The organism is Chryseobacterium sp., assembly GCF_019236175.1.
Classification (GTDB): domain Bacteria; phylum Bacteroidota; class Bacteroidia; order Flavobacteriales; family Weeksellaceae; genus Chryseobacterium.
Map to the genome: position 1 here is coordinate 439,479 of NZ_JAFAJM010000019.1, position 20,716 is coordinate 460,194.

Below are 20,716 nucleotides of genomic sequence, written 5' to 3' on the forward strand. Positions count from 1 at the left end.
CCTGTATTCTTGATCTCACTAGAAACAAATTGCTTTATTTCTATGTAATTTTGCCAATTATATGAAGAAACTGTTTACTTTACTGCTATTGGCTTTTCTGGTAAAAATCAATGCACAAATATACGCCGGCGAGGTCTTCCTAAGAGACAACTCTATTTTGTATCTCAATCAGGTATATGTTACCAATCTGAATACTCAGAAAACCGTACTTACCGATTACAACGGAAACTTTACCATACCTGCAAATGCCGGTGATGTAATTCGTTTTACGTCTATTGTTACGGAAAGAAAAGATATTAAACTTACTCCTCAGCTGATAGAACAAAAAAATCTCGTTGAGCTGAAAATAGCCTATTATGAAATTCAGGAAATTGTACTCAACAGATTCAAACCCACCGGAAATCTGCGATATGATGTCAACTCTATAAGAAAAGAAGATAAGAGCCTGGCTATAAAAAAGGTGATCGGCCTTCCTGAACCCAAAGGAGACGGAAATCCTCCTGAGCTTCCGGTAGCAGGTTTAAGAGACGGAGGTCTTACCTTCAGTCTGGAAAGTATCTATGACATTCTTTCCGGAGAAAGGAAAAAGAAACAACGTTATCAGGCTTATGAAAACATGAATAATTCAGTGGCCCAGATTAAAAACTATTTAGGGAAAGATTATTTTCTTAAATTTAAAATTCCGGAAAACCTGATTGATAATTTCCTTCAGTTTGTGTATACTTCTGAAAATATTCAGCCTTATGTACTGGCGGGAAATTTTGAAGCAGTCAAAATTCCTATTGAAAAATACCTTCCTATTTACCAGAGAAGATTAAGAAACTCACATCTTCAGGAAGTGATCTCCAAATAAAATTATTATTATAGCATAAACGATAATCCATGAATCTTCTCATGGATTATTTTTTTACTCCCTATTTTTCCGAAGCAGCCTAAAGCAATCAATATAGATTCTTCCATTTTATCAATAAATACTTTCACAATATTCAAAAATATCATTAATTTTATGTCACAATAAAGTGTTTAAAATAAAAAGAATTATATTTCGTTATCACTTTACAGCTAATCACCACCAAACCCGAATTAAGAGAAGGCACCCAACTTTAACTTAATAAGTATTAATGAAAAAATTACTTTTATTTTTTTGCGCAATGCTGTGCCTAAGCCTGTCTGCCCAAAAAAAGGGGAAAGACTATAGTGATATTTTAAAAAGCAATAATATCTACGAAATCAATGCTTTTTTAAGAGACGCACATCCGGATGATCCGCGGAGATCAGTTTTAAAGCCCCGGGTCATGGAAATGATGAGAGAATACATCAAAAATGCCCATCCTGAAGATCAAAAGGTAAAAGATATGCAGGAAATGCTTGCATTATTAAAAAGAAGGCCTTCCACCAAGATTAGTTTTGATGAAATGAACGCTATCATCAAGCAAAAGCAAATCGCAAAATATAAAGCTGAACTCGCCGCTAAAAAATCGACAACAGTGTTTACGCCCAGTAATACCCAGAATACCTTTGTCATCAACACGACGGCTAATGCTGCCATCCCCAATGCCGAAGCGGAGGAATTCAATATGCTGATGGCAGTTTCTCCTGTAGAACATCAGAACAAAACGGTTAAAATACTCAACTCTTTATTTGACAATGATCCGAATGCCAAAGAATGTATTGTTCTAATCCGGAATCAGTCCGACTGTAATATCATTGTAAGAATGGAAAGTGTAGGAACTATTAAATACAGGCTTGCCATACCTGCTCAGGGTGAAAATTCAATCGTGATTGAAAAAGGACAATACCTTTTCACCAGTCTGGTCTGCGGTGCACAGTATGCCTCGCAAAAAACAGTTCAAAGACCCATCATGGTTGCTCTGGGAAGTGCCCCTGCTCAATAATCAACATTATAAACTTGCTCTCTGAATGTCTTTTACTTCCAAAAGGCAAAAAATATATGCAAATTTTAGTATTTTTGCAGTCATTTTAAATGACTCATGGGCAAGAATAAATTAGCAAGATTTGCAGAAAACAAAATATTACCGAATGTTATCCAACCCACAAGAGAGGATGCTCTTCATGGTTTTGAATTAAAAGGAAACTGGAGAAAAGATTTCTTTAAAAATGACCACCCTATTGTTCTTGAACTAGGATGCGGAAAAGGGGAATATTCTGTAGGATTAGCCAAAACTTTTCCTGAAAAAAACTTTATTGGCATTGATATTAAAGGGGCCAGATTCTGGTTTGGTGCCAAAGAAGCGGTAGACAGCAACATGAATAATGTGGCCTTCTTAAGAACACAGATTGAACTTGTTGATTATTTCTTCGCTGAAAATGAAGTAGATGAAATCTGGATTACTTTTCCCGACCCTCAAATCAAATTCAAAAGAACCAAACACAGGCTTACCCATCCTGATTTTTTAGAACGATATAAAAAATTCTTAAAACCAGGCGGGATCATTCACTTAAAAACCGATTCAGAATTTTTACACGGTTATACGCTGGGATATTTACAAGGAGCGGGTTACGAAATTATAAGCGCTCATCATGATATCTATGGTGCACCGGAATATGATCCCAATACCGAGCATTTAAGAGACATTAAAACCTATTATGAAGAACTGTTCTCAGCTAAAGGAAAGACGATTACTTATATCAAATTCCGAATCAGCTGATGCTATAACTTATATTGATGGGAAAAAATTTTCTGACTATTTTATTCTTCATTTTCTTACTCCCCGTCTTTACTTCCGCACAAAAAGGCAGTAAAGACATTCTCAAAAGCACAAATATCAAAGAAATTGAAGAATACCTTAAAACGGCACATCCGGACGATCCGAAAAGAAGTGTATTAAAGCCTAAGCTGATCGCCTTAAAAAATGCTGCTTGGACCAAGGGAGCGCGCTATGCTAAACCCATGGAGGCAAGACCTGTTATTTCTGATATTCCCCAAGGTGTTATAAGAAATCCAAATTCCGATGATGCTGAAGAATTCAAAAGACTGCTTACCGAAACCTCTTCCGAACATAAAGAAAAAACGGTAAAACTGCTGAATGCAATGCTTAATGAAGATATTACCAGCCACGAAGTCATTCTGCTATTCAAGAATAATTCAGATTGTAATATTGTATTAAGAATTGAAGGAAATGATTACTATAACCTTGCAGTACCTGCCCACGGAGAAAATTTCGTTGTGATCAATAAAGGCAGCTACACTCTCAATAGTAATGTCTGTGATCTGAAATATTTTTCTAAGAAAGAAATAAAAAAAAGTATCTTTATTACAATAGATAATCCCGGAAAGCCTCTTTCGGAAGCAGACAGAAAAAAAGAGACTATGAAGCTGGAAACGGTTCCCGAAAAAACACATAAAAAAAGAAAAGCAAAAAAATAAATGGATACGAAAAAGCTATTGGCCCTTGCCGGCATATCTCTTATGCTTACCAGCTGTAGCATCAACAACTACGGAAACTATCCCGTAAGGACTCCTTATCCGTCAGGTAATACCGGTAATGCCGCCAGTACAGAAAGAGAGTATAACGAGCTTATAAAGACTTATAAACCTGAAACTGCTGAAGTCCTTAGTGACCTTCTTAATAATGATGACCCCGGTAACCCCAGAACCTCTATTTCAGTAGAAAATAAGTCTCCCTGTAATATGGTACTTACCATCAGCGGAAATAATTTTTTTAAGAAGATCCCAATAGGTGCAGGCAAAATAGGATATACAATGGTTCTTAAAAATCAAAATTACAGACTCTCCGGTACACTTTGTAATTCTTCTTACCAATCCACAAAGTTTATTACAAGCTCCTATGCTATAAAACTATCGAACTAAAATACAAAACCCCGCAGACCAGCTGTGGGGTTTATATTTTGTATAAAGCAATATGCACATCCTGTCATCATGCAGATTCACTATTTGCAGCATATTCATAAAAAAACGCCGGACCAAAATCCAGCGTTTTTTCTATAGTAAAGAAAATCTTTAATTATTCTGCATCGAAATCAGCATCTGTATCAGCAGATACTTTTTCTCCTTCTTCTTTAGATTTTTCTTTATCAGCTTTTCTTTGAGACTGACCTTCTTTGATAGATTCAGAAACTACGCTAAGGATCATATCAATAGACTTAGAAGCATCATCGTTTCCTGGGATAACGAAATCAACTTTTCTAGGGTCAGAGTTTGTATCAACGATACCGAAAACTGGAATACCTAATTTCTTAGCTTCAGTTACCGCGATGTGTTCTCTTAAGATATCAACTACAAATACAGCAGACGGAAGTCTAACCATGTCAGCGATAGAACCTAAGTTCTTCTCTAAGTTAGCTCTTTGTCTGTCAACTTGTAATCTTTCTTTTTTAGATAAAGTTTCGAACGTACCGTCTTTTTTCATTTTGTCGATAGAGTTCATCTTCTTTACAGCCTTTCTGATTGTAACGAAGTTCGTTAACATACCTCCAGGCCATCTTTCTGTAATATAAGGCATATTAAGTTCAGAAGCGTGTTTTGCAACCACTTCTTTCGCTTGCTTCTTAGTCGCTACGAAAAGAACTTTTTTACCTGCAGAAGTTAATTTTTCTAAAGCGTTGCAAGCTTCATCCAATTTAACTGCTGTTTTATGTAAGTCTACAATGTGAATACCGTTTTTCTCCATAAAAATGTACGGAGCCATATTTGGATTCCACTTTCTAGTCATGTGACCGAAGTGTACGCCAGCCTCTAAAAGGTCTTTTACATTTGCTTTTGCCATGTTTTCTGTTTTTGTTAGTTTACTTTCCGTCTTTTAAACAATCAACAACTTCTTTAGATGGGAGAAGCGTTTGGATGCTAAACGTAACGGGCAATTTTGCTTTAAGCTTCAGGCAGTAAGCCATAGGCTTTGAAGCGAATTAAAAATTTTAATAAGTTTTTCAAAAAGCTTATTGCATATTGCTTTAAGCTTATCGCAATTCTTAACGTTTTGAGAATTGGAATCTCTTTCTTGCTTTTTTCTGACCTGGCTTCTTTCTTTCCACCATTCTTGCGTCTCTTGTAAGTAAACCAGCTGGCTTCAATGCTAATCTGAACTCAGCGTTGATTTCGCATAAAGCTCTTGAAATACCTAATCTGATAGCCTCTGCCTGACCTGTATTACCACCACCGAATACGTTTACGGTAACGTCATACTGACCAACAGTCTCAGAAAGGATAAACGGTTGGTTTAATTTATAAACCATTACGTCTGTAGAGAAATATTCTTTAGCATCTTTACCGTTTACTGTAATGTTTCCAGAACCTGGTTTTACATAAACTCTAGCTACAGAAGTTTTTCTTCTTCCGATTTTGTGAACTATAGACATATTAATTATTTAAATTCGTTAACATTAATTGTTTTAGGCTGTTGAGCTTCATGTTTGTGCTCAGTTCCTTCATATAAATAAAGATTTTTAAGGATAGCAGCTCCTAATCTGTTTTTTGGCAACATACCTTTTACAGACTTCTCTAATACCTTTAAAGAATCTTTCTTTTGAAGTTCAGCCGCAGTCATAGACTTCTGTCCACCAGGATATCCTGTATGCCAGATATAAGTCTTATCAGCCCACTTGTTTCCGGAAAGTGTAATTTTCCCAGCATTCAAAACGATAACGTTATCACCACAATCTACGTGAGGTGTAAAGTTCGTTTTGTGCTTACCTCTCAAAATCTTTGCAACCGTAGAAGCTAATCTACCTAACGGCTGTCCTTCAGCGTCTACCACAACCCATTCTTTATTAGCAGTAGCTTTGTTCGCTGAAACAGTTTTGTAACTTAATGTATTCACACGTTTTAGTTAAAGATTAAACATAATTTACCCCTAAAAGGGTGTGCAAAGGTACAAATTATTTTTGTAACCCAAAAACATATTTTATTTAATCTATAGAACATCCTTGCCAACTCTCCTGTTTAATAGATTTTAACATTATTTTAAGCTTTGGCATAAATCTTGTAAATTGTTGTGGCGATGAAAAAAGTTTTTAGAAGATTCTAAGAACACAAATGATAAAGTAAAGAGTTTTTTTCCTCAACTCTTTCTTTTTTTTAAATTTATTCTAAAGATTTCCCCAAAAGTTTGTCAATATAATTTTTGTATACCTGAAATAATTATATTTGCTCCACAAACTTTTACTCATGAGCCACGGAAAGATCAGAGAAGACAAAAACTGCCTGAACTGCGGGCATCACGTCGAAGAAAGATTCTGCCCTCATTGCGGACAGGAAAATATTGAAAGACGACAACCTTTTCATTTTCTCTTTACTCACTTTATTGAAGATTTTACCCATTATGACGGTCAGTTTTGGGGAACATTAAAAAATCTGCTGTTCAAACCCGGAAAACTTACCAATACTTATCTGGAAGGCAAGAGACAACAATTTGTACCACCGGTAAAACTTTATATTTTCGTCAGCTTTATTACCTTTTTTGTCTTTGCTCTTTTTCCTATGGTTAATCTGGGATTTACCGGCCACAAAGAAGACAGCAAAGGCAAAATAAGTTTTTCACAAAAATTAAAATCCCTTGAAACACATAAACTGATCGATAGTATAAAAGCGAAAAAAAATCTGACTGCCGAAGATTCTGTTACCATTAAAAGCCTGAGCGTATTACCCGATTCTACCCGCATCGATGACCTGGAGGAAGCGCTGGATATGAATAAAAAAATAGACCCTAATGCGGGTTTCGGAAAATATAAAACAAAAAAATCCTACGATTCGGCGGCAACCCGGAACCCTTCAGTATTTGATTTTATACAGATTCCCATTGCACATAAATTTTTTGAACTTAAAGAAAAAGGAGTCACAAAAGAGGAGATTGTGACCAATATGATAGAGAAATCATTCCACAATCTGCCTAAAGCCCTTTTTATTTACCTTCCGCTTTTTGCTTTCTTTTTATGGGTTTTCCACAGCAAGAAAAAATGGTGGTATTTTGATCACGGAATTTTTACCCTGCATTACTTTTCATTCCTGCTACTTACCATCCTGTTTATATTCTTACTTACTAAACTGACTGGTTTAACAGACTTCTGGCTGATCAATACTGTTTTGTATTTAACAATAAGCATTCTGTCATTATACAGCATGGCATATTTCTTTATTGCTCACCGCAGAGTCTATCATCCACACGGATTAATAAGTATCATCATCGGTATGATATTGTTTATGGCTAATTTCTTTGCATTGATGTTTTTAGTTGTTGGGCTTGCTCTGGTAAGTTTCCTGATGATTCATTAAATATCAAATGAGACGGTCTTATCAGGCCGCCTCATTTATTTTATTTTCTTAATGACTTACTTCCCCTGAAGCTTGCAATTAAATAATAGGCAACAAAGACCATTGAAAATTTAAGAATAGAAGGAATAGCCAGTTCCAGTGTAAAAATTAAAGTTCCTATAGCCACCAGAACTCCCATTACCACAAAGGACAATGCTAATTTTTTAGGAAGGGTAAAATCCGGTGTATCGAGATAATATGCGATTCCCCAAGCCGCACCGAAAGCAACGGCATAATACAATTCCAGACCGATATGGTCTGAACTTAAAAAGAAATAATTAATAAGGAAGCTCACGGCTGTTCCTAATACGAAATATATCAAAGCTTTCTGCATGTCTCTTAAATATGGTGCAAAAGTAGAGAAATTAATTTGAGAATCTAAAGATCTGCAGGTCTGAAAATAAAATCCGTATCACTCGTTTTAATTCTGTAGTTACCGAACCATTCAACTTTTAAACAAGTGAACATAAAACTGGGGGGATATAATTAAATATCCCCAGATAAACAACTGACATACAATATTATAAAATCAAACACAGGTTCTTTTTTTATTATTATATTTGAAAACTTAGAAACTTTCTAGAATTTTTATGGAAACCCAAAAATATACTCCAACCAACAAGGTAAGAATCGTAACAGCGGCCTCATTATTTGACGGACATGATGCTGCGATCAATATTATGCGTCGTGTCATTCAGGGAACAGGATGTGAAGTCATCCACCTGGGGCATGATAAATCTGCAGAGGAAGTTGTGAATACAGCAATCCAGGAAGATGCCAATGCTATTGCATTAACATCATATCAGGGTGGTCACAACGAATATTTCAAATATATTTATGATCTTCTGAGAGAGAAAAACTCACCACAGATTAAAATCTTCGGTGGCGGTGGCGGTGTTATTCTGCCGGAAGAAATCAAAGAACTGATGTCTTATGGGATCGACAGAATTTATTCTCCTGATGATGGCCGTGAACTTGGTCTTCAGGGAATGATCGACGATTTGGTACAACGTTCTGATTTTGCAACAGGAAAAGATGTGACGGCAAAAGACCTGGAAGCAATCAATTTCGAAAACCCTTCCAGCATCGCGCAGATTATCTCTGCTGTGGAAAACTTCTCAGATGAAAAGCCTGAACTGGTAAAAGCCATTGACGAAGAATCTAAAGGCTTAAACATCCCGATTATCGGAATCACAGGTACCGGAGGTGCAGGAAAGTCTTCTTTAACGGATGAACTGGTAAGACGTTTCTTACGATCCAATACCGATAAAAAAATCGCTATTATATCTATAGACCCTTCTAAAAAGAAAACAGGAGGAGCCCTTCTCGGAGACAGAATCCGTATGAATGCGATTAATGATCCGAGAGTCTATATGCGCTCAATGGCTACAAGAGAGAATAACGTTTCTGTTTCCCCATTTATTCATTCTGCACTGAATGTACTGAAGCTTGCCCATCCGGATGTTATTATCCTGGAGACCTCCGGTATCGGACAATCCGGCTCCGAAGTTTCGGATTTTGCAGATGTATCCATGTATGTAATGACTCCTGAATACGGAGCTTCTACACAGCTGGAAAAAATTGACATGTTGGATTATGCCGATTTAGTAGCCTTAAATAAATCTGACAAACGCGGTGCTCTTGATGCACTTCAGGCCGTAAGAAAACAATTCCAGAGAAACCACCTTTTATGGGAAAATCAGCTGGAGGATATGCCGGTATATGCCACAAAAGCATCTCAGTTCAACGATCACGGAACCACAGAGCTTTACAACAGAATGGTTTCAAAAGTAAACGAAAAATTCGCTGACCTCAACTTAAACACTTTTGTTGAGCAGGAAATTACAGATGAAGTAACCATTATTCCTCCCAAAAGAGTACGCTACCTTTCTGAAATCGTTGAAAACAATAAACAATATGATACAAACGTTGAAAAACAGGCGGAACTAGCCAGAAAAATGTACCATATTGAAGGCGTAAAAAATATAATTTCCAACGAGGTTTTAGAGGCTGAATATCAAAAGGCAGAAAAAAATCTTCAACAGGAAAACATTGATTTCCTAAAGACCTGGGATGACACTAAAAAAGCTTTCCATGCTGAATTCTACTCTTATTTTGTAAGAGGAAAAGAAATTAAAGTGGAAACCTCAACAGAGTCTTTGTCTCATTTAAGAATTCCTAAAATTGCATTACCAAAATATAATGACTGGGGAGATCTGATCAAATGGAAAGGACAGGAAAACCTTCCGGGAAGCTTTCCGTATACAGCCGGAATTTACCCGTTCAAAAGAACAGGTGAAGACCCGACAAGGATGTTTGCAGGAGAAGGAGGCCCTGAAAGAACCAACAGAAGATTCCACTATGTTTCCGCAGAAATGCCTGCAAAACGTCTGTCTACCGCTTTTGACTCTGTAACATTATACGGACAGGATCCGGCTTTACCACCGGATATCTACGGTAAAATCGGAAACGCAGGGGTTTCAATCGCTACACTGGACGATGCTAAAAAACTCTATTCAGGATTTGATTTGGTTAATGCATTGACTTCAGTATCCATGACGATCAACGGCCCTGCACCGATGCTACTAGCTTTCTTTATGAATGCCGCAATTGATCAGAATGTTGAAAAGTACATTAAAGAAAATGGTTTAGAAGCCAGGGTTGAAGCCAAGCTTAAAGAGAAGTTTGATGACAAAGGTTTAGAAAGGCCGAAATACATTGGTGAACTTCCTCCATCCAACAATGGTTTAGGGTTACAGCTTTTAGGGCTTACAGGCGATGAAGTTATTCCGGCTGATGCATATGCTGAAATTAAAGCTAAAACAATTGCTACCGTTCGTGGTACGGTTCAGGCTGATATTTTAAAAGAAGACCAGGCCCAGAATACTTGTATTTTCTCTACTGAATTTGCCTTAAGATTAATGGGGGACGTTCAGGAGTATTTCATCAAAGAAAAAGTGAGAAACTTCTATTCTGTTTCCATCTCAGGCTATCATATTGCTGAAGCGGGAGCTAATCCTGTTTCGCAGCTGGCATTTACACTCGCGAACGGGTTCACCTACGTGGAATATTACCTTTCAAGAGGTATGGACATCAATGATTTTGCTCCTAACCTGTCTTTCTTCTTCTCCAATGGTATCGATCCTGAATATTCAGTAATCGGTCGTGTGGCGAGAAGAATCTGGGCAAAAGCAATGAAACTGAAATACGGAGCAGATGAAAGAAGCCAGATGCTGAAATATCACATCCAGACTTCCGGACGTTCTCTCCACGCTCAGGAAATTGATTTCAATGACATCAGAACAACTCTTCAGGCACTCTATGCCATCTATGACAACTGTAATTCACTTCACACCAATGCATATGATGAAGCGATTACTACACCTACAGAACAGTCTGTAAGAAGAGCAATGGCTATCCAGCTGATCATTAATAAAGAATTAGGGTTAGCGAAAAATGAAAATCCGCTTCAGGGATCATTCATTATTGAAGAGCTGACAGATCTTGTAGAAGAAGCTGTTTATACAGAATTTGACCGAATCACAGAGAGAGGCGGTGTGTTAGGTGCTATGGAAACAATGTACCAACGCTCCAAGATCCAGGAAGAGTCCATGCATTACGAATGGCTGAAGCATACGGGAGAATATCCCATTATCGGGGTAAATACATTCCTTGGAAAAGACGGATCACCAACGGTACTTCCGGGAGAGGTTATCCGTTCAACAGAAGAAGAAAAACAGGCCCAGATAGAAGCGCTGCATAATTTCCAAAACGCGAATGAAGGAAAATCAGAAGAAGCGCTTAAGAAACTTCAGCATGCTGCGATCAATCAGCAAAACTTATTTGAAGTGATGATTGACGCCGTGAAATGCTGTTCTTTAGGACAAATCACCAATGCTTTATTTGAAGTGGGTGGTAAATACAGAAGAAATATGTAATTGTCTTAAAAATCCATAATAAATTAAAACCTCAGAGAATTTTCTTTGAGGTTTTTTTGTACTTTTAATTCCAAAACTAACTGACTCATGAATAAGTTTAAAAGAATCTCATTTTTACTGACCCTGTGTGTAACTTCAGCTTTATCCGCACAAAAACGTACTGAAGATTTTTCCATCAGCTTTCCTGAAAAAAAACTTGATCAAAGTTATTATAAAACAATACAGCTCATCGACAACAGAATTGATACCACTTCACTGGGGATTGTTCAGAAAGGCGCCTTTAATACAAAAGCCAGAGTAGTTCCTACCACCAGTCTGAGTAATCAGTTTCAAAAGCTTCTGGATAACATCAACGGAGAAAATACGGAAGACGGAAACATTGTCATCCATCTTAAACAACTTTATTTTGCGGAAACTACCGGAGCATTCAGCGAACACGGCTACTGCTATTTTCAGGCTTTTCTGTTTGCAAAAAATGACGACGGAACGTATTCCTATTTAGATAAAATAGATCAGGTCATTGATCATTCCTCCATGGATGTAACCAAAGCCACTATGAAAAAAGGAAGTGAAATGGTAAGCGATTTTATCAGCAAAAATATTTCAAAGAAAGCCGGCAGCACGAATCATTATTCTTTTGCCGACCTGAAGAATTTTGACCATATTGAAAAGCAAAAATACAGCCTTTACAATTCACCGGAACTGAAAGATGGTGTATATAAAGATTATAAGGCCTTCAGAGACCAGCAGCCTGAAAAAACAATTACCAGTGTAAAGTTCTACGGAAAGTCTCCAAAGATTATCAAAATATATGAAACGCTTGAGGGAAAGGAAAAGGAAATAAAGAAGAATGACAGTTACGCTATTGTCTACAAAGGAGATCCCTATATCTATACTTCCGTTGATGATCTGTTTACAAAAGCTGAAAAAAAGGATAATGACTATTATTTTACCGGAAAAGTTAAAAGTACCGCAAAAACAGGGAATGTAGTGCTTGCTTCTGCTTTCTTCGGAATTATCGGAGGTTTAATTGCTTCCGGACCTGTAGCGACTCCTTTTGAATTGAAAATAGATTATCTGAACGGAGGATTTATCCCGATCCGGGAAATTAAACCGGAAAGGTAAACATCAAAAAAACCGCAGGCTTATCTGCGGTTCTTTTAATATATTCTTAGATTATTTTTTATTAAAATCTCCTGCAAAAACAGAAGTCAGCTTATCTTCACTGATGTACTTTCTGAGAACCTCATTGACCTGCCCTGCTTTTAATGCAGAAACCCTGGCCTCAAGAGTATCATAATCATCCAGTGGAATTCCGTACTGAAGCTGGGTATTGACAAGCCCCATCAGGGTATTGTCATTTCCTAAGCCCGTCTTTCTTGATGTTAACCATGAATTCAGGTTAGATTTTAATTCCTCTTCCGTGAATCCTTCTTTCACCGCTTTATTTACTTCTTCTTTCAATGCTTTGTTAACAGCATCTTTTTTAGTCGGGTTAAAAAAAGCATACCATCCCCAGGATGCCACGGTATTATCTGTAGGAATACTCAAATATGACCCGGCACCATAGCTGATCCCTTCTTTTTCACGGAGCCTCGTCGGAATTCTCGAGGTCATGAAGCCTCCGCTTCCCAACATTTCATTAGCAATAAGCAATGCCGGATAATCAGGACTTTTCCTATCCATTGAGAAACTGATTTTTCCAATTGCCGCCCCGTTTTCTTTATCGGGTGTCAAATAGCTTTTATCTTCTTTTTTCGTCACAAAAAGTTCAGGCTTCACCAGTTCATAGCCTGATTTCGAATTCCATTTTCCAAAGGTACCTTCCATCAGAGAAGAAACGGTTTTAGAATCCAGATCTCCGATCATCGTTCCTACCCCGTTATTACTTCCTAACATTTTATTGTAAAAGTCTACCAGCTCCTGTCTTTTGATTGTTTTATTGGCTTCAATCTGCTCTTTGAAAGACGGCGTATAGAAAATACTTTCTTTAGGGTAATTCTGCGTGATTTTATCAATCTCATTGAATGCTAACGCTTGCGGATCATTTAAAGAACCTTCCAGATAAGTATTATACTCATTAACAGCTTTGGCTAATTCTGCTTCAGGGAAAGTAGATTCAGTAAGAATTTCTTTCATCAGGTCCATTACTTTCGGCAAATACTCTTTATAAGTACTCACATTAGCAGCCAGTGTCTGACCTCTGAATGAGAAACTAATCGTAGACTTCCACTGATCCAGCATATCCTGGATCTGTTCTTTTGTATGAGATTGGGTTCCGGTTTTCATAACCTGTGCCATCAAAGCGCCTATTTGGGCTTTTCCACTAAGGTCTTTAGCATTCCCTACAGGAAAACGGAAACTTCCCATTACTTTTCCGCCTTTAATTTCTTTCTTAATAAGCCCAAATTTCATTCCGTTACTTAATTTCCCTTCGGAAAGATTTGCCTTTAAGTTTTTAATACTCGCTTCAAAAGGAGCCACTTCTTTTTCCAATGCCTTCCCTTTATAATCTTTCGTTAAAGCCGCAATCTGGTCATTAGAATATTCTATATTTTTAACTCTTATTTCATCTTTAGTAGGTACAAATACACCCACCGTTCTGTTATTGGTTTTAAAATATTTATCTGCAACCCGCTGTATATCGGCCAGTGTCAGTTTTTCAACATAATCACGATACAGCATTCCTAATTTATAATTTCCGGCTCCAACGATTTCCGTTAGCCCAATCGCATAATTGATTGTGTTGTTCTTTGTATTCTCAATTTGTTTTAAAATTTTAGCTTTTGCCCTGGCTACATCCTGTTCCGTATATTTTATGCTGGCTACTTTATCAAGTTCTGCCCTGAACTCATTTTCTACCGCTTTCACATCTTTATCAGAAGGAACATCCAGGCCGAAATACATATATGATGCATCTCTTACCGTTGGCTGGTAAGAATATACAGAGGCCGCTTTATGAGAATCAATCATAGCTTTATATAAATATCCTGAAGGATCTGCCGTTAAAATTTCCGACAAAGCATCCAGGGCTGCATAATCTTTATCTGCATAAGGGGCTGTATGATACAATGCTCCGACAATTTTACTGTCTCCCGAACGTTTCAGTTCTACAAAACGTTCTCCATCCTGAGCCGGCTCTACCGTATAGGTCTGATCTAAAACTCTTGAAGGTTTTGGAATCACAGCGAAATGCTGAGAAATATAATGTAAGGCTTGTTTTTCGTCAAACTTCCCGGCTACCACAAGGGTAGCGTTGTCCGGCTGATAATGTTTTTCATAGAATTTTCTAAGAGTAGGTGCTTTTACCCTTTCAATATCTTCTTTACTTCCGATGGTACTGTTTCCGTAATTATGCCATAAATAGGCAGTCGACATAATACGTTCCATCAAAACAGCTGCCGGATTGTTTTCTCCGATTTCAAATTCATTTCTTACCACTGAAAACTCTTTATCTAAATCTGCCTGAAGAATAGTAGCATTCACCATTCTGTCGGCCTCCATTTCTAAAGCCCATTTCAGATTCTCATCACTGGAAGGAAAGATTTCGTAATAATTCGTTCTGTCATACCAGGTAGTTCCATTGGCATCTCCCCCTTTATCCGACAATTGTTTTTTGATATCTCCTAATTTTTTGGTGCTTTTAAACAGCATATGTTCCAGCAAATGAGCCATTCCTTTTTCTCCGTAGCCCTCATGTTTGGAACCTACATTATAAATGATATTTACTACCATATTACTTTGTGAAGAATCTGGAATCAAAAGAACTTTCATTCCGTTATTCAGGGTATATTCTTTTATCCCTTCTGTATTGCTGACAAACTGGGGAGCTTCGGCTTTTTGCGAAAACAAAGGTGTCGCAATGCCTGTAAAAAAAAGGACGGCTGTCCCAACGATTAGATTTTTCATGTGTTTTATTTTAAATCTGTTAAATTTGTAAGAGGTTCTCATGGTTCTTATAAATAATTAGACAACATAAATCACCGGAATGTTACAAATTTTGTCATACAATTGCAGAATTAATACAACATAGTTAAACAATGAAATCAAAAGCCTTATTCAACTGGAGCAGCGGAAAAGATTCCTCATTAGCACTTTACAAAATACTCGGAGAAAACAGGTATGAAGTGACAGCCCTGCTGACAAGTATTAATAAGGAATTTCAGAGAATTTCCATGCATGGGGTTCATACTTCTCTTTTAGAACAGCAGGCTTCACGCATTGGAATCCCTCTCATAAAAATGGAGCTTCCGAAAGAACCTTCCATGGAGGAATATCAGGAAATCATGAACAGGACAATGTCTGAAATAAAATCTCAGGGAGTTACCTATTCTATTTTTGGAGATATTTTTCTGGAAGATTTACGAAAATACAGGGAAGAGCAATTGAATACAATCGGAATGGAAGCTGTTTTTCCACTTTGGAAACAAAATACTTCAGATCTTATTCATGAATTTTTAGCACTGGGTTTTAAAACCATTGTTACTTGTGTGAACGGGGCTTATCTGGATAAAAGCTTTGCAGGCAGAATCATTGATCATGATTTTATTAAAGATTTACCGGAAAATGTGGATCCATGTGGAGAAAACGGAGAATTTCATACGTTTACTTTTGACGGTCCTATTTTCAGAAATCCGGTAGCTTTTGAAATTGGAGAAACCGTAAAAAAAACATATCCCAAGCCTAAAGCTTTACCGGAGGATCCTGAAGAAGAATATATTTTCTGGTTCTGTGATCTGATTTCAAAATAAGCTCTGCCACAAATACCTGAATAGAACAGTCGGTTAAAAAACGTTCTCTGCAGATCAAGATTAAATGTTTTCAAGTATTTATGGCAGTAGAATATTAATTTACATCTGCTATGACTTCATTCATGGTATCAAAGATCAGCTGTACATCTGTTTCACTGGTTATCCAGTTGACAAAAGCGGCCCTGATTCCTTTATGCTGATTATAGAACGTAGGGGTCATAAAAACTTTCCCTGTGTCATTAAGCATTTCAAGGAACTTCTCTACTTCATTCTGTTTTGCGTCATCTTTTAAGGTGAAACATACCGTATTAAGTCTAACCGGGGCTAAGAGTTTAAAATCATTACTGTTTTCAATAAGCCGCCCGAAATTTCTGGCCAGGGAAACATTATTCTCCACAATATCCCGATAACCATTTTTACCGTAAGCCATCATAGAAAACCAGGCTGGAAGTGCTTTTAAGCGTCTTGAATTCTCCGGAAGAAAATTTAAATACCCGAAATTATCCAAAGGATCTCCAAGATAAGGAGCATTTGAATTCTGGAAGGTTTCCATCTGTAAGATTCTATATTCTTCTTTCACCAGAAATACCGCACTTTCATAAGGTACATTCAGCCATTTATGGCAATCTACAGTAATGCTGTCTGCATATTCCCAGTCTTTTACAAGGTGTTTATAATGTTCCGAGCAGGCCGCAAAACCACCAAATGCAGCATCGATATGCCACCAGAAATTATATTGCTCTTTCAGTTTTCTGATTTCCATAAAATCATCGAAGTCTACCGTATTTACAGTTCCTCCACTGGAGATCAATATAAACGGTTCACCATCCAGCCTTTTAATCTGCTCTTCCAGATCCGGAACAGAGATGGCTTCGCGATCGCTTCCTTCGGTTTTAATTTTGATCATATTATTACTGCCTAGTCCCAAAAGGGCAAGCGATTTAACGGAAGATGAATGAGGTGTTGCAGTCAGCACTCTGAATACTTCTGAAACGCCTTCCTTGGCTACATCTCTGCTTTTTTCCTTTCCCAGCCATTGACGGGCAACAGCCAGGCAGGTAAAATTAGACATTGTTGCCCCGGTGACAAAACCACCCAGAAAATGATGCGGAAGCTCCAGAAGTTCCAGAATAAATTTAACCGTTTCCAGCTCTACATTCGCTGAAATATCTCCTTGTCCTTTTGTAGACTGTGTATTCTGATCATAAATAGTCGTCAGCCAGTCCCCGGCCACAGAAGCCGGAGTAGTCCCTCCGGTGACAAATCCAAGATACCTCGGCCCGGATGATCCCACCATCACAGGCTCAAATCTTTCATTAAATATCCTGATGACTTCTTCTGTTCCATAGCCGTTTTCCGGAAGATCTGCCAGCTCCGGTACGGAAACATTCGGTACTGATGTAGCCCTGTCTGCAAGTGAATTCAGATATTCAGAGCCTTGTTTCTTTATAATATCCAGCAGATGGCTGATGTTGACAGCGTCGTTTTTCAAATGTTCTTTCATGATATTGTGATTAATAAATCATCTTTTCAAATGTATCAAATACTTAACAAAAATCCATTAAATACCTGTAAAATATCCTTTCTTAGCACGCATTTTGCATCCTATACCGCTTTTAAAAGTTTCAGTATCTTTAAGAATATCAATTTTAATCTAAAAAAATAAACACCCGTGATCAGAAATTTAATGTTCCTTCTCCCTTTTTGTTTTTTATTGTCATGTAAAACAGAAAAACCAGTACCTCCTGTTGATAAAAAAACAATTATTGACTCTACTGTAACAGCTTTTCAGAAAACACTCCTTAAGCAACAGATCGATTCTGTTTTTAAAAAATATCATTTTAACGGCAGTATCGCAGTATTCAAAGATTCTCTGCCATTATACAGAAAAGAAAACGGATACTCCAACTTTAGAACAAAAGCCAGAATTGACAGCAATACCATTTTTGCCATTGGTTCTGTAAGCAAACAGTTTACTGCCGTCATGATTTTACTTCAGATGGAACAGGGCAAACTGAATGTTAATGATAAGGTTTCAAAATATCTAAAAGAATTTCAGAATAAAGAGTATGAAAATATCACTATCCATCAGCTCCTAAACCATACTTCAGGACTCAACCTGATGGGCGGTAAACTGATGTTCAAAAGCGGCTCCGGTTTTTTCTATTCAAATGACGGATTTAATACCTTAGGTAAAATCATTGAAAAAGTATCCGGTACATCCTATGATGAAAATGTACAGGAACTTTTTAAAAAGGCAGGAATGACCAGATCTTCCACCGGAGATATTTTTAAAGGAAACAATTTTGCCAGCGCTTATCTCGGAAACGGAACTCATGCCCAGGAAGTTCCCAATATGCCCAAAAGACTCGGGGGAAAAGAAATCGGAACTCCTGCAGGCGGAATACTTTCTACCATTCAGGATCTTCATCTGTGGAACAATGCTTTATACGGCGGAAAAATCCTGAAACCCGAAACCCTTAAACTCTTTATGGCTAAAAGTGCTGAAAGACATCATGCCATTTTAGGTAAAATGGGCTATGCTTATGGAATTATGCTGAATATCGGAAAACCTAATTCCTATTTTCACAGCGGATATATAAAAGGCTCTCCTTCTCTGAATATCTATTATCCGGAAACTAAAACCTCCGTCATCATTCTGTCCAATATCGCGGATGAGGAAAAAGGCAAAGCTTTGGTATTTAAGCCTCATATTGAAGTAAAAAAGATTACGGATAATCTGGAATCGACTCTTAGCCAGCTTGCACAAAAAAATTAGGTACCTTTACGTGGACTGATTTTTAATGGTATGAAAAAGTTATATTTCATTGCAATCTATCCTCCTAAAGCGATCATTGATGAAATAAAGGCTTTTAAAAGAGACTTTGCCGAATGCTATGACAACTCCAAAGCATTAAAAAATGATGCTCATATTACCCTTTTCCCTCCTTTCGCCAGAGAACAGGAAATGGAAGATGATATTTTGACTGCATTTCATAAAATAAATACGGATATTTCTCCATTTGAAGTAAGCCTGAATGGATTTGGAAGCTTCCCTAATCCTAAAAATCCCGTGATCTTCGTTCAGCCGGAAAACAATTCCGGTTTAACAGAGCTTTTCAACAGAGTGAAACAACAATTCAGCTTTATGGCATATTCTTTTACCCCACACATAACGGTTGGGTATAGGGATTTAAACTGGGAAAATTACCTTAGAGCCTGGGAAAAATATCAGTCAAAAGAATACAAAACTAGTTTTTTAGTTGACAGAATTCTCCTTCTGCGTCATGACGGAACCTGGATTCCCGTTGCTGAAAAAAAATTAGATAAAGGCTAAAAAAATAAATCCGGTTGTTTAAACCGGATTTATTTTTATTTATTCTTTTATTATTTTTTGGGAGATAATCTGTTGCCCGTCTTCGGTGACGTTTACCAGATATGAGCCTGAAGGGACATTTCGTATATCCACAAATACCGTTGAAGAATCTTTTAATTCAGATCTTGCAGGAATTAGCTTTCCGGAAACATCATATATTTCAATACTGATATTTTTTGAAAAATCCTGTTTACCCCTGATATAAAACTCTCCGTCCACAGGGTTAGGGTAAATGCTGTATCTTCTTTCAGCAGCCTTTACAGCAGCCACTTTAAGTGTTGATTTACTCAACGTCCAGGTAAGATTGGTAAAATGGAGCGTACTGTGGTTATTGACTTTTAAAAGAGGGCTATTATCGGTTACTGAAAAAAGCAAAGTATTATTTCCGCTGTTCAGCTGAGAAGGTGTAATCGTTATGGTATTGCCGGTAGCACTAAGAGCTGTTCCGTTGAGTTTCCATGAGTTGACCAGTGTATTGGGAACAGGGAGAATTTCATTTACTGTAAAAGTAACATTTCCACTGGCATTTACCGTAGTATTATTGGCGGGGGTATAAGAATCTACGGGAGAAACCAGAGAATGAATTCTTTCAATAATTGCTTCTTTACAGACAGAACAGAACTGCTGGTTGAGATACCTCATCTCACAGCTCTGGTGAGGTCTGAACCAGCTTGGACTTTCCGTATAAGGATAAACCCCTACACTATTCAGCCCTACCCAGTTTTTCCACTTTACGGTTGCAGGATTGGAGGTTTGGGTTTTATTAGGAGATTCTCCCGAACCGGCAAACCAGTATTCATCAGCAAGTTTACCAAAAGAATGCCCCAGTTCATGCACTACAATTTCATTGGAAGATCCGTTTAACGAAGCAAATGCATAGGTTCCTCCACATCCACCGTATTCTGTAGAATTTCCTAACACATAGGTAATGTCATAATCAGGAATATTGGCTGCCAGTACCTGTCCTACTTTATTGGTTGTACTGCTGTAAATACATCTGTGAACGCCATTATCAAAGCTGGATCCGAGATAATTGTTAGGATTGGAAACAGGAATCACAGGTTCTGTAACATCTGTGGCAGTTCCCGGATGCTTCACTCCCGATTCTGTAGAGATTACTTTGACAGCATACGCATTAAAATAGTTTTTATATTCGGTATAGGGACTTTTGGTAAAAAGATAATTAATGGTTGCCTGTGCTGATGAAACAAAGGAGGCTTGCTGTGCAGAGGTGAATCCGTCTCCCAGAACGGCAATGATAACACGTTTGTCATTAGCTCCGTTTTGTAAAAGGGAAACTTTCTCAAATACCTGAGCAAAACAATTGCTACCGATTAAAAGGGATAATAAAATTTTTTTCATG

The 20,716-nt window shown here is 37.5% G+C and carries 18 protein-coding genes; 11 read left to right on the top strand and 7 right to left on the bottom strand.

Annotation, left to right across the window (positions count from 1 at the left end; genetic code table 11):
* The first annotated feature begins 61 nt into the window (after nucleotides 1-61).
* The 5 genes from JO178_RS18180 (at nucleotide 62) to JO178_RS18200 (ending at nucleotide 3,832) form a co-directional block, all read left to right on the top strand.
* On the top strand, nucleotides 62-853 hold the full coding sequence (locus tag JO178_RS18180; protein ID WP_291938823.1) for a hypothetical protein: 792 nt from the start codon (nucleotides 62-64) through the stop codon (nucleotides 851-853).
* 268 nt (nucleotides 854-1,121) lie between these two features.
* Nucleotides 1,122-1,895 (top strand): DUF6759 domain-containing protein, encoded by a 774-nt coding sequence (locus JO178_RS18185; RefSeq protein WP_291938824.1) that lies wholly within the window; start codon nucleotides 1,122-1,124, stop codon nucleotides 1,893-1,895.
* A gap of 96 nt (nucleotides 1,896-1,991) precedes the next feature.
* On the top strand, nucleotides 1,992-2,669 hold the full coding sequence (gene trmB / locus JO178_RS18190; protein ID WP_291938826.1) for a tRNA (guanosine(46)-N7)-methyltransferase TrmB: 678 nt from the start codon (nucleotides 1,992-1,994) through the stop codon (nucleotides 2,667-2,669).
* 17 nt (nucleotides 2,670-2,686) lie between these two features.
* On the top strand, nucleotides 2,687-3,388 hold the full coding sequence (locus JO178_RS18195; protein WP_291938829.1) for a DUF6759 domain-containing protein: 702 nt from the start codon (nucleotides 2,687-2,689) through the stop codon (nucleotides 3,386-3,388).
* Nucleotides 3,389-3,832 (top strand): DUF6759 domain-containing protein, encoded by a 444-nt coding sequence (locus JO178_RS18200; RefSeq protein ID WP_291938831.1) that lies wholly within the window; start codon nucleotides 3,389-3,391, stop codon nucleotides 3,830-3,832.
* A 154-nt stretch (nucleotides 3,833-3,986) separates the two neighbouring features.
* Here the strand turns inward: JO178_RS18200 and rpsB are convergent, their stop codons facing one another.
* The 3 genes from rpsB to rplM form a co-directional block, all read right to left on the bottom strand.
* Complete coding sequence (gene rpsB, locus JO178_RS18205) at nucleotides 3,987-4,748, bottom strand: 30S ribosomal protein S2 (protein ID WP_027375421.1); 762 nt, start codon at nucleotides 4,746-4,748, stop codon at nucleotides 3,987-3,989.
* A gap of 202 nt (nucleotides 4,749-4,950) precedes the next feature.
* On the bottom strand, nucleotides 4,951-5,337 hold the full coding sequence (rpsI, locus tag JO178_RS18210) for a 30S ribosomal protein S9 (protein ID WP_007843277.1): 387 nt from the start codon (nucleotides 5,335-5,337) through the stop codon (nucleotides 4,951-4,953).
* Between the two features lie 5 nt (nucleotides 5,338-5,342).
* Nucleotides 5,343-5,798 carry a 50S ribosomal protein L13 gene (rplM, locus tag JO178_RS18215; RefSeq protein WP_027375420.1) on the bottom strand — a complete coding sequence of 152 codons (456 nt, stop codon included), beginning with the start codon at nucleotides 5,796-5,798 and terminating at the stop codon, nucleotides 5,343-5,345.
* A 347-nt stretch (nucleotides 5,799-6,145) separates the two neighbouring features.
* Here rplM and JO178_RS18220 point away from each other — a divergent pair, with 347 nt between their 5' ends.
* Nucleotides 6,146-7,249: a DUF3667 domain-containing protein gene (locus JO178_RS18220; protein WP_291938837.1), complete on the top strand. Its 1,104-nt coding sequence runs from the start codon at nucleotides 6,146-6,148 to the stop codon at nucleotides 7,247-7,249.
* A gap of 40 nt (nucleotides 7,250-7,289) precedes the next feature.
* Here JO178_RS18220 and JO178_RS18225 read toward each other — a convergent pair whose 3' ends face one another.
* Entirely contained in the window at nucleotides 7,290-7,622 is a 333-nt protein-coding gene (locus JO178_RS18225) for a hypothetical protein (protein WP_291938839.1), read from the bottom strand.
* A gap of 256 nt (nucleotides 7,623-7,878) precedes the next feature.
* On the opposite strand from JO178_RS18225, the gene JO178_RS18230 reads away from it, so the two are divergent.
* Complete coding sequence (locus JO178_RS18230) at nucleotides 7,879-11,226, top strand: methylmalonyl-CoA mutase family protein (RefSeq protein ID WP_291938841.1); 3,348 nt, start codon at nucleotides 7,879-7,881, stop codon at nucleotides 11,224-11,226.
* Nucleotides 11,227-11,313: 87 nt separating this feature from the next.
* The gene (locus tag JO178_RS18235; protein ID WP_291938842.1) at nucleotides 11,314-12,351 is read left to right on the top strand and encodes a hypothetical protein; all 1,038 of its coding nucleotides are present in this window, start codon (nucleotides 11,314-11,316) and stop codon (nucleotides 12,349-12,351) included.
* A 51-nt stretch (nucleotides 12,352-12,402) separates the two neighbouring features.
* Here JO178_RS18235 and JO178_RS18240 read toward each other — a convergent pair whose 3' ends face one another.
* Nucleotides 12,403-15,135 (bottom strand): pitrilysin family protein, encoded by a 2,733-nt coding sequence (locus JO178_RS18240; protein WP_291938844.1) that lies wholly within the window; start codon nucleotides 15,133-15,135, stop codon nucleotides 12,403-12,405.
* A 131-nt stretch (nucleotides 15,136-15,266) separates the two neighbouring features.
* Between JO178_RS18240 and JO178_RS18245 the strand changes: the two genes are divergently transcribed.
* On the top strand, nucleotides 15,267-15,977 hold the full coding sequence (locus tag JO178_RS18245) for a diphthine--ammonia ligase (RefSeq protein ID WP_291938845.1): 711 nt from the start codon (nucleotides 15,267-15,269) through the stop codon (nucleotides 15,975-15,977).
* A 94-nt stretch (nucleotides 15,978-16,071) separates the two neighbouring features.
* Here JO178_RS18245 and JO178_RS18250 read toward each other — a convergent pair whose 3' ends face one another.
* Nucleotides 16,072-17,481, bottom strand: coding sequence for a pyridoxal-dependent decarboxylase (locus JO178_RS18250; RefSeq protein ID WP_291938846.1), 1,410 nt, complete (start codon nucleotides 17,479-17,481; stop codon nucleotides 16,072-16,074).
* A 168-nt stretch (nucleotides 17,482-17,649) separates the two neighbouring features.
* Between JO178_RS18250 and JO178_RS18255 the strand changes: the two genes are divergently transcribed.
* A complete protein-coding gene (locus JO178_RS18255; RefSeq protein ID WP_291938847.1) occupies nucleotides 17,650-18,756 on the top strand; it encodes a serine hydrolase domain-containing protein in 1,107 nt (368 codons plus the stop codon).
* Between the two features lie 30 nt (nucleotides 18,757-18,786).
* The gene (locus JO178_RS18260) at nucleotides 18,787-19,314 is read left to right on the top strand and encodes a 2'-5' RNA ligase family protein (protein WP_291938848.1); all 528 of its coding nucleotides are present in this window, start codon (nucleotides 18,787-18,789) and stop codon (nucleotides 19,312-19,314) included.
* 39 nt (nucleotides 19,315-19,353) lie between these two features.
* Here JO178_RS18260 and JO178_RS18265 read toward each other — a convergent pair whose 3' ends face one another.
* Nucleotides 19,354-20,715, bottom strand: a complete 1,362-nt coding sequence (locus tag JO178_RS18265) for a M64 family metallopeptidase (RefSeq protein WP_291938849.1) — start codon at nucleotides 20,713-20,715, stop codon at nucleotides 19,354-19,356.
* Nucleotide 20,716 lies beyond the last annotated feature (1 nt).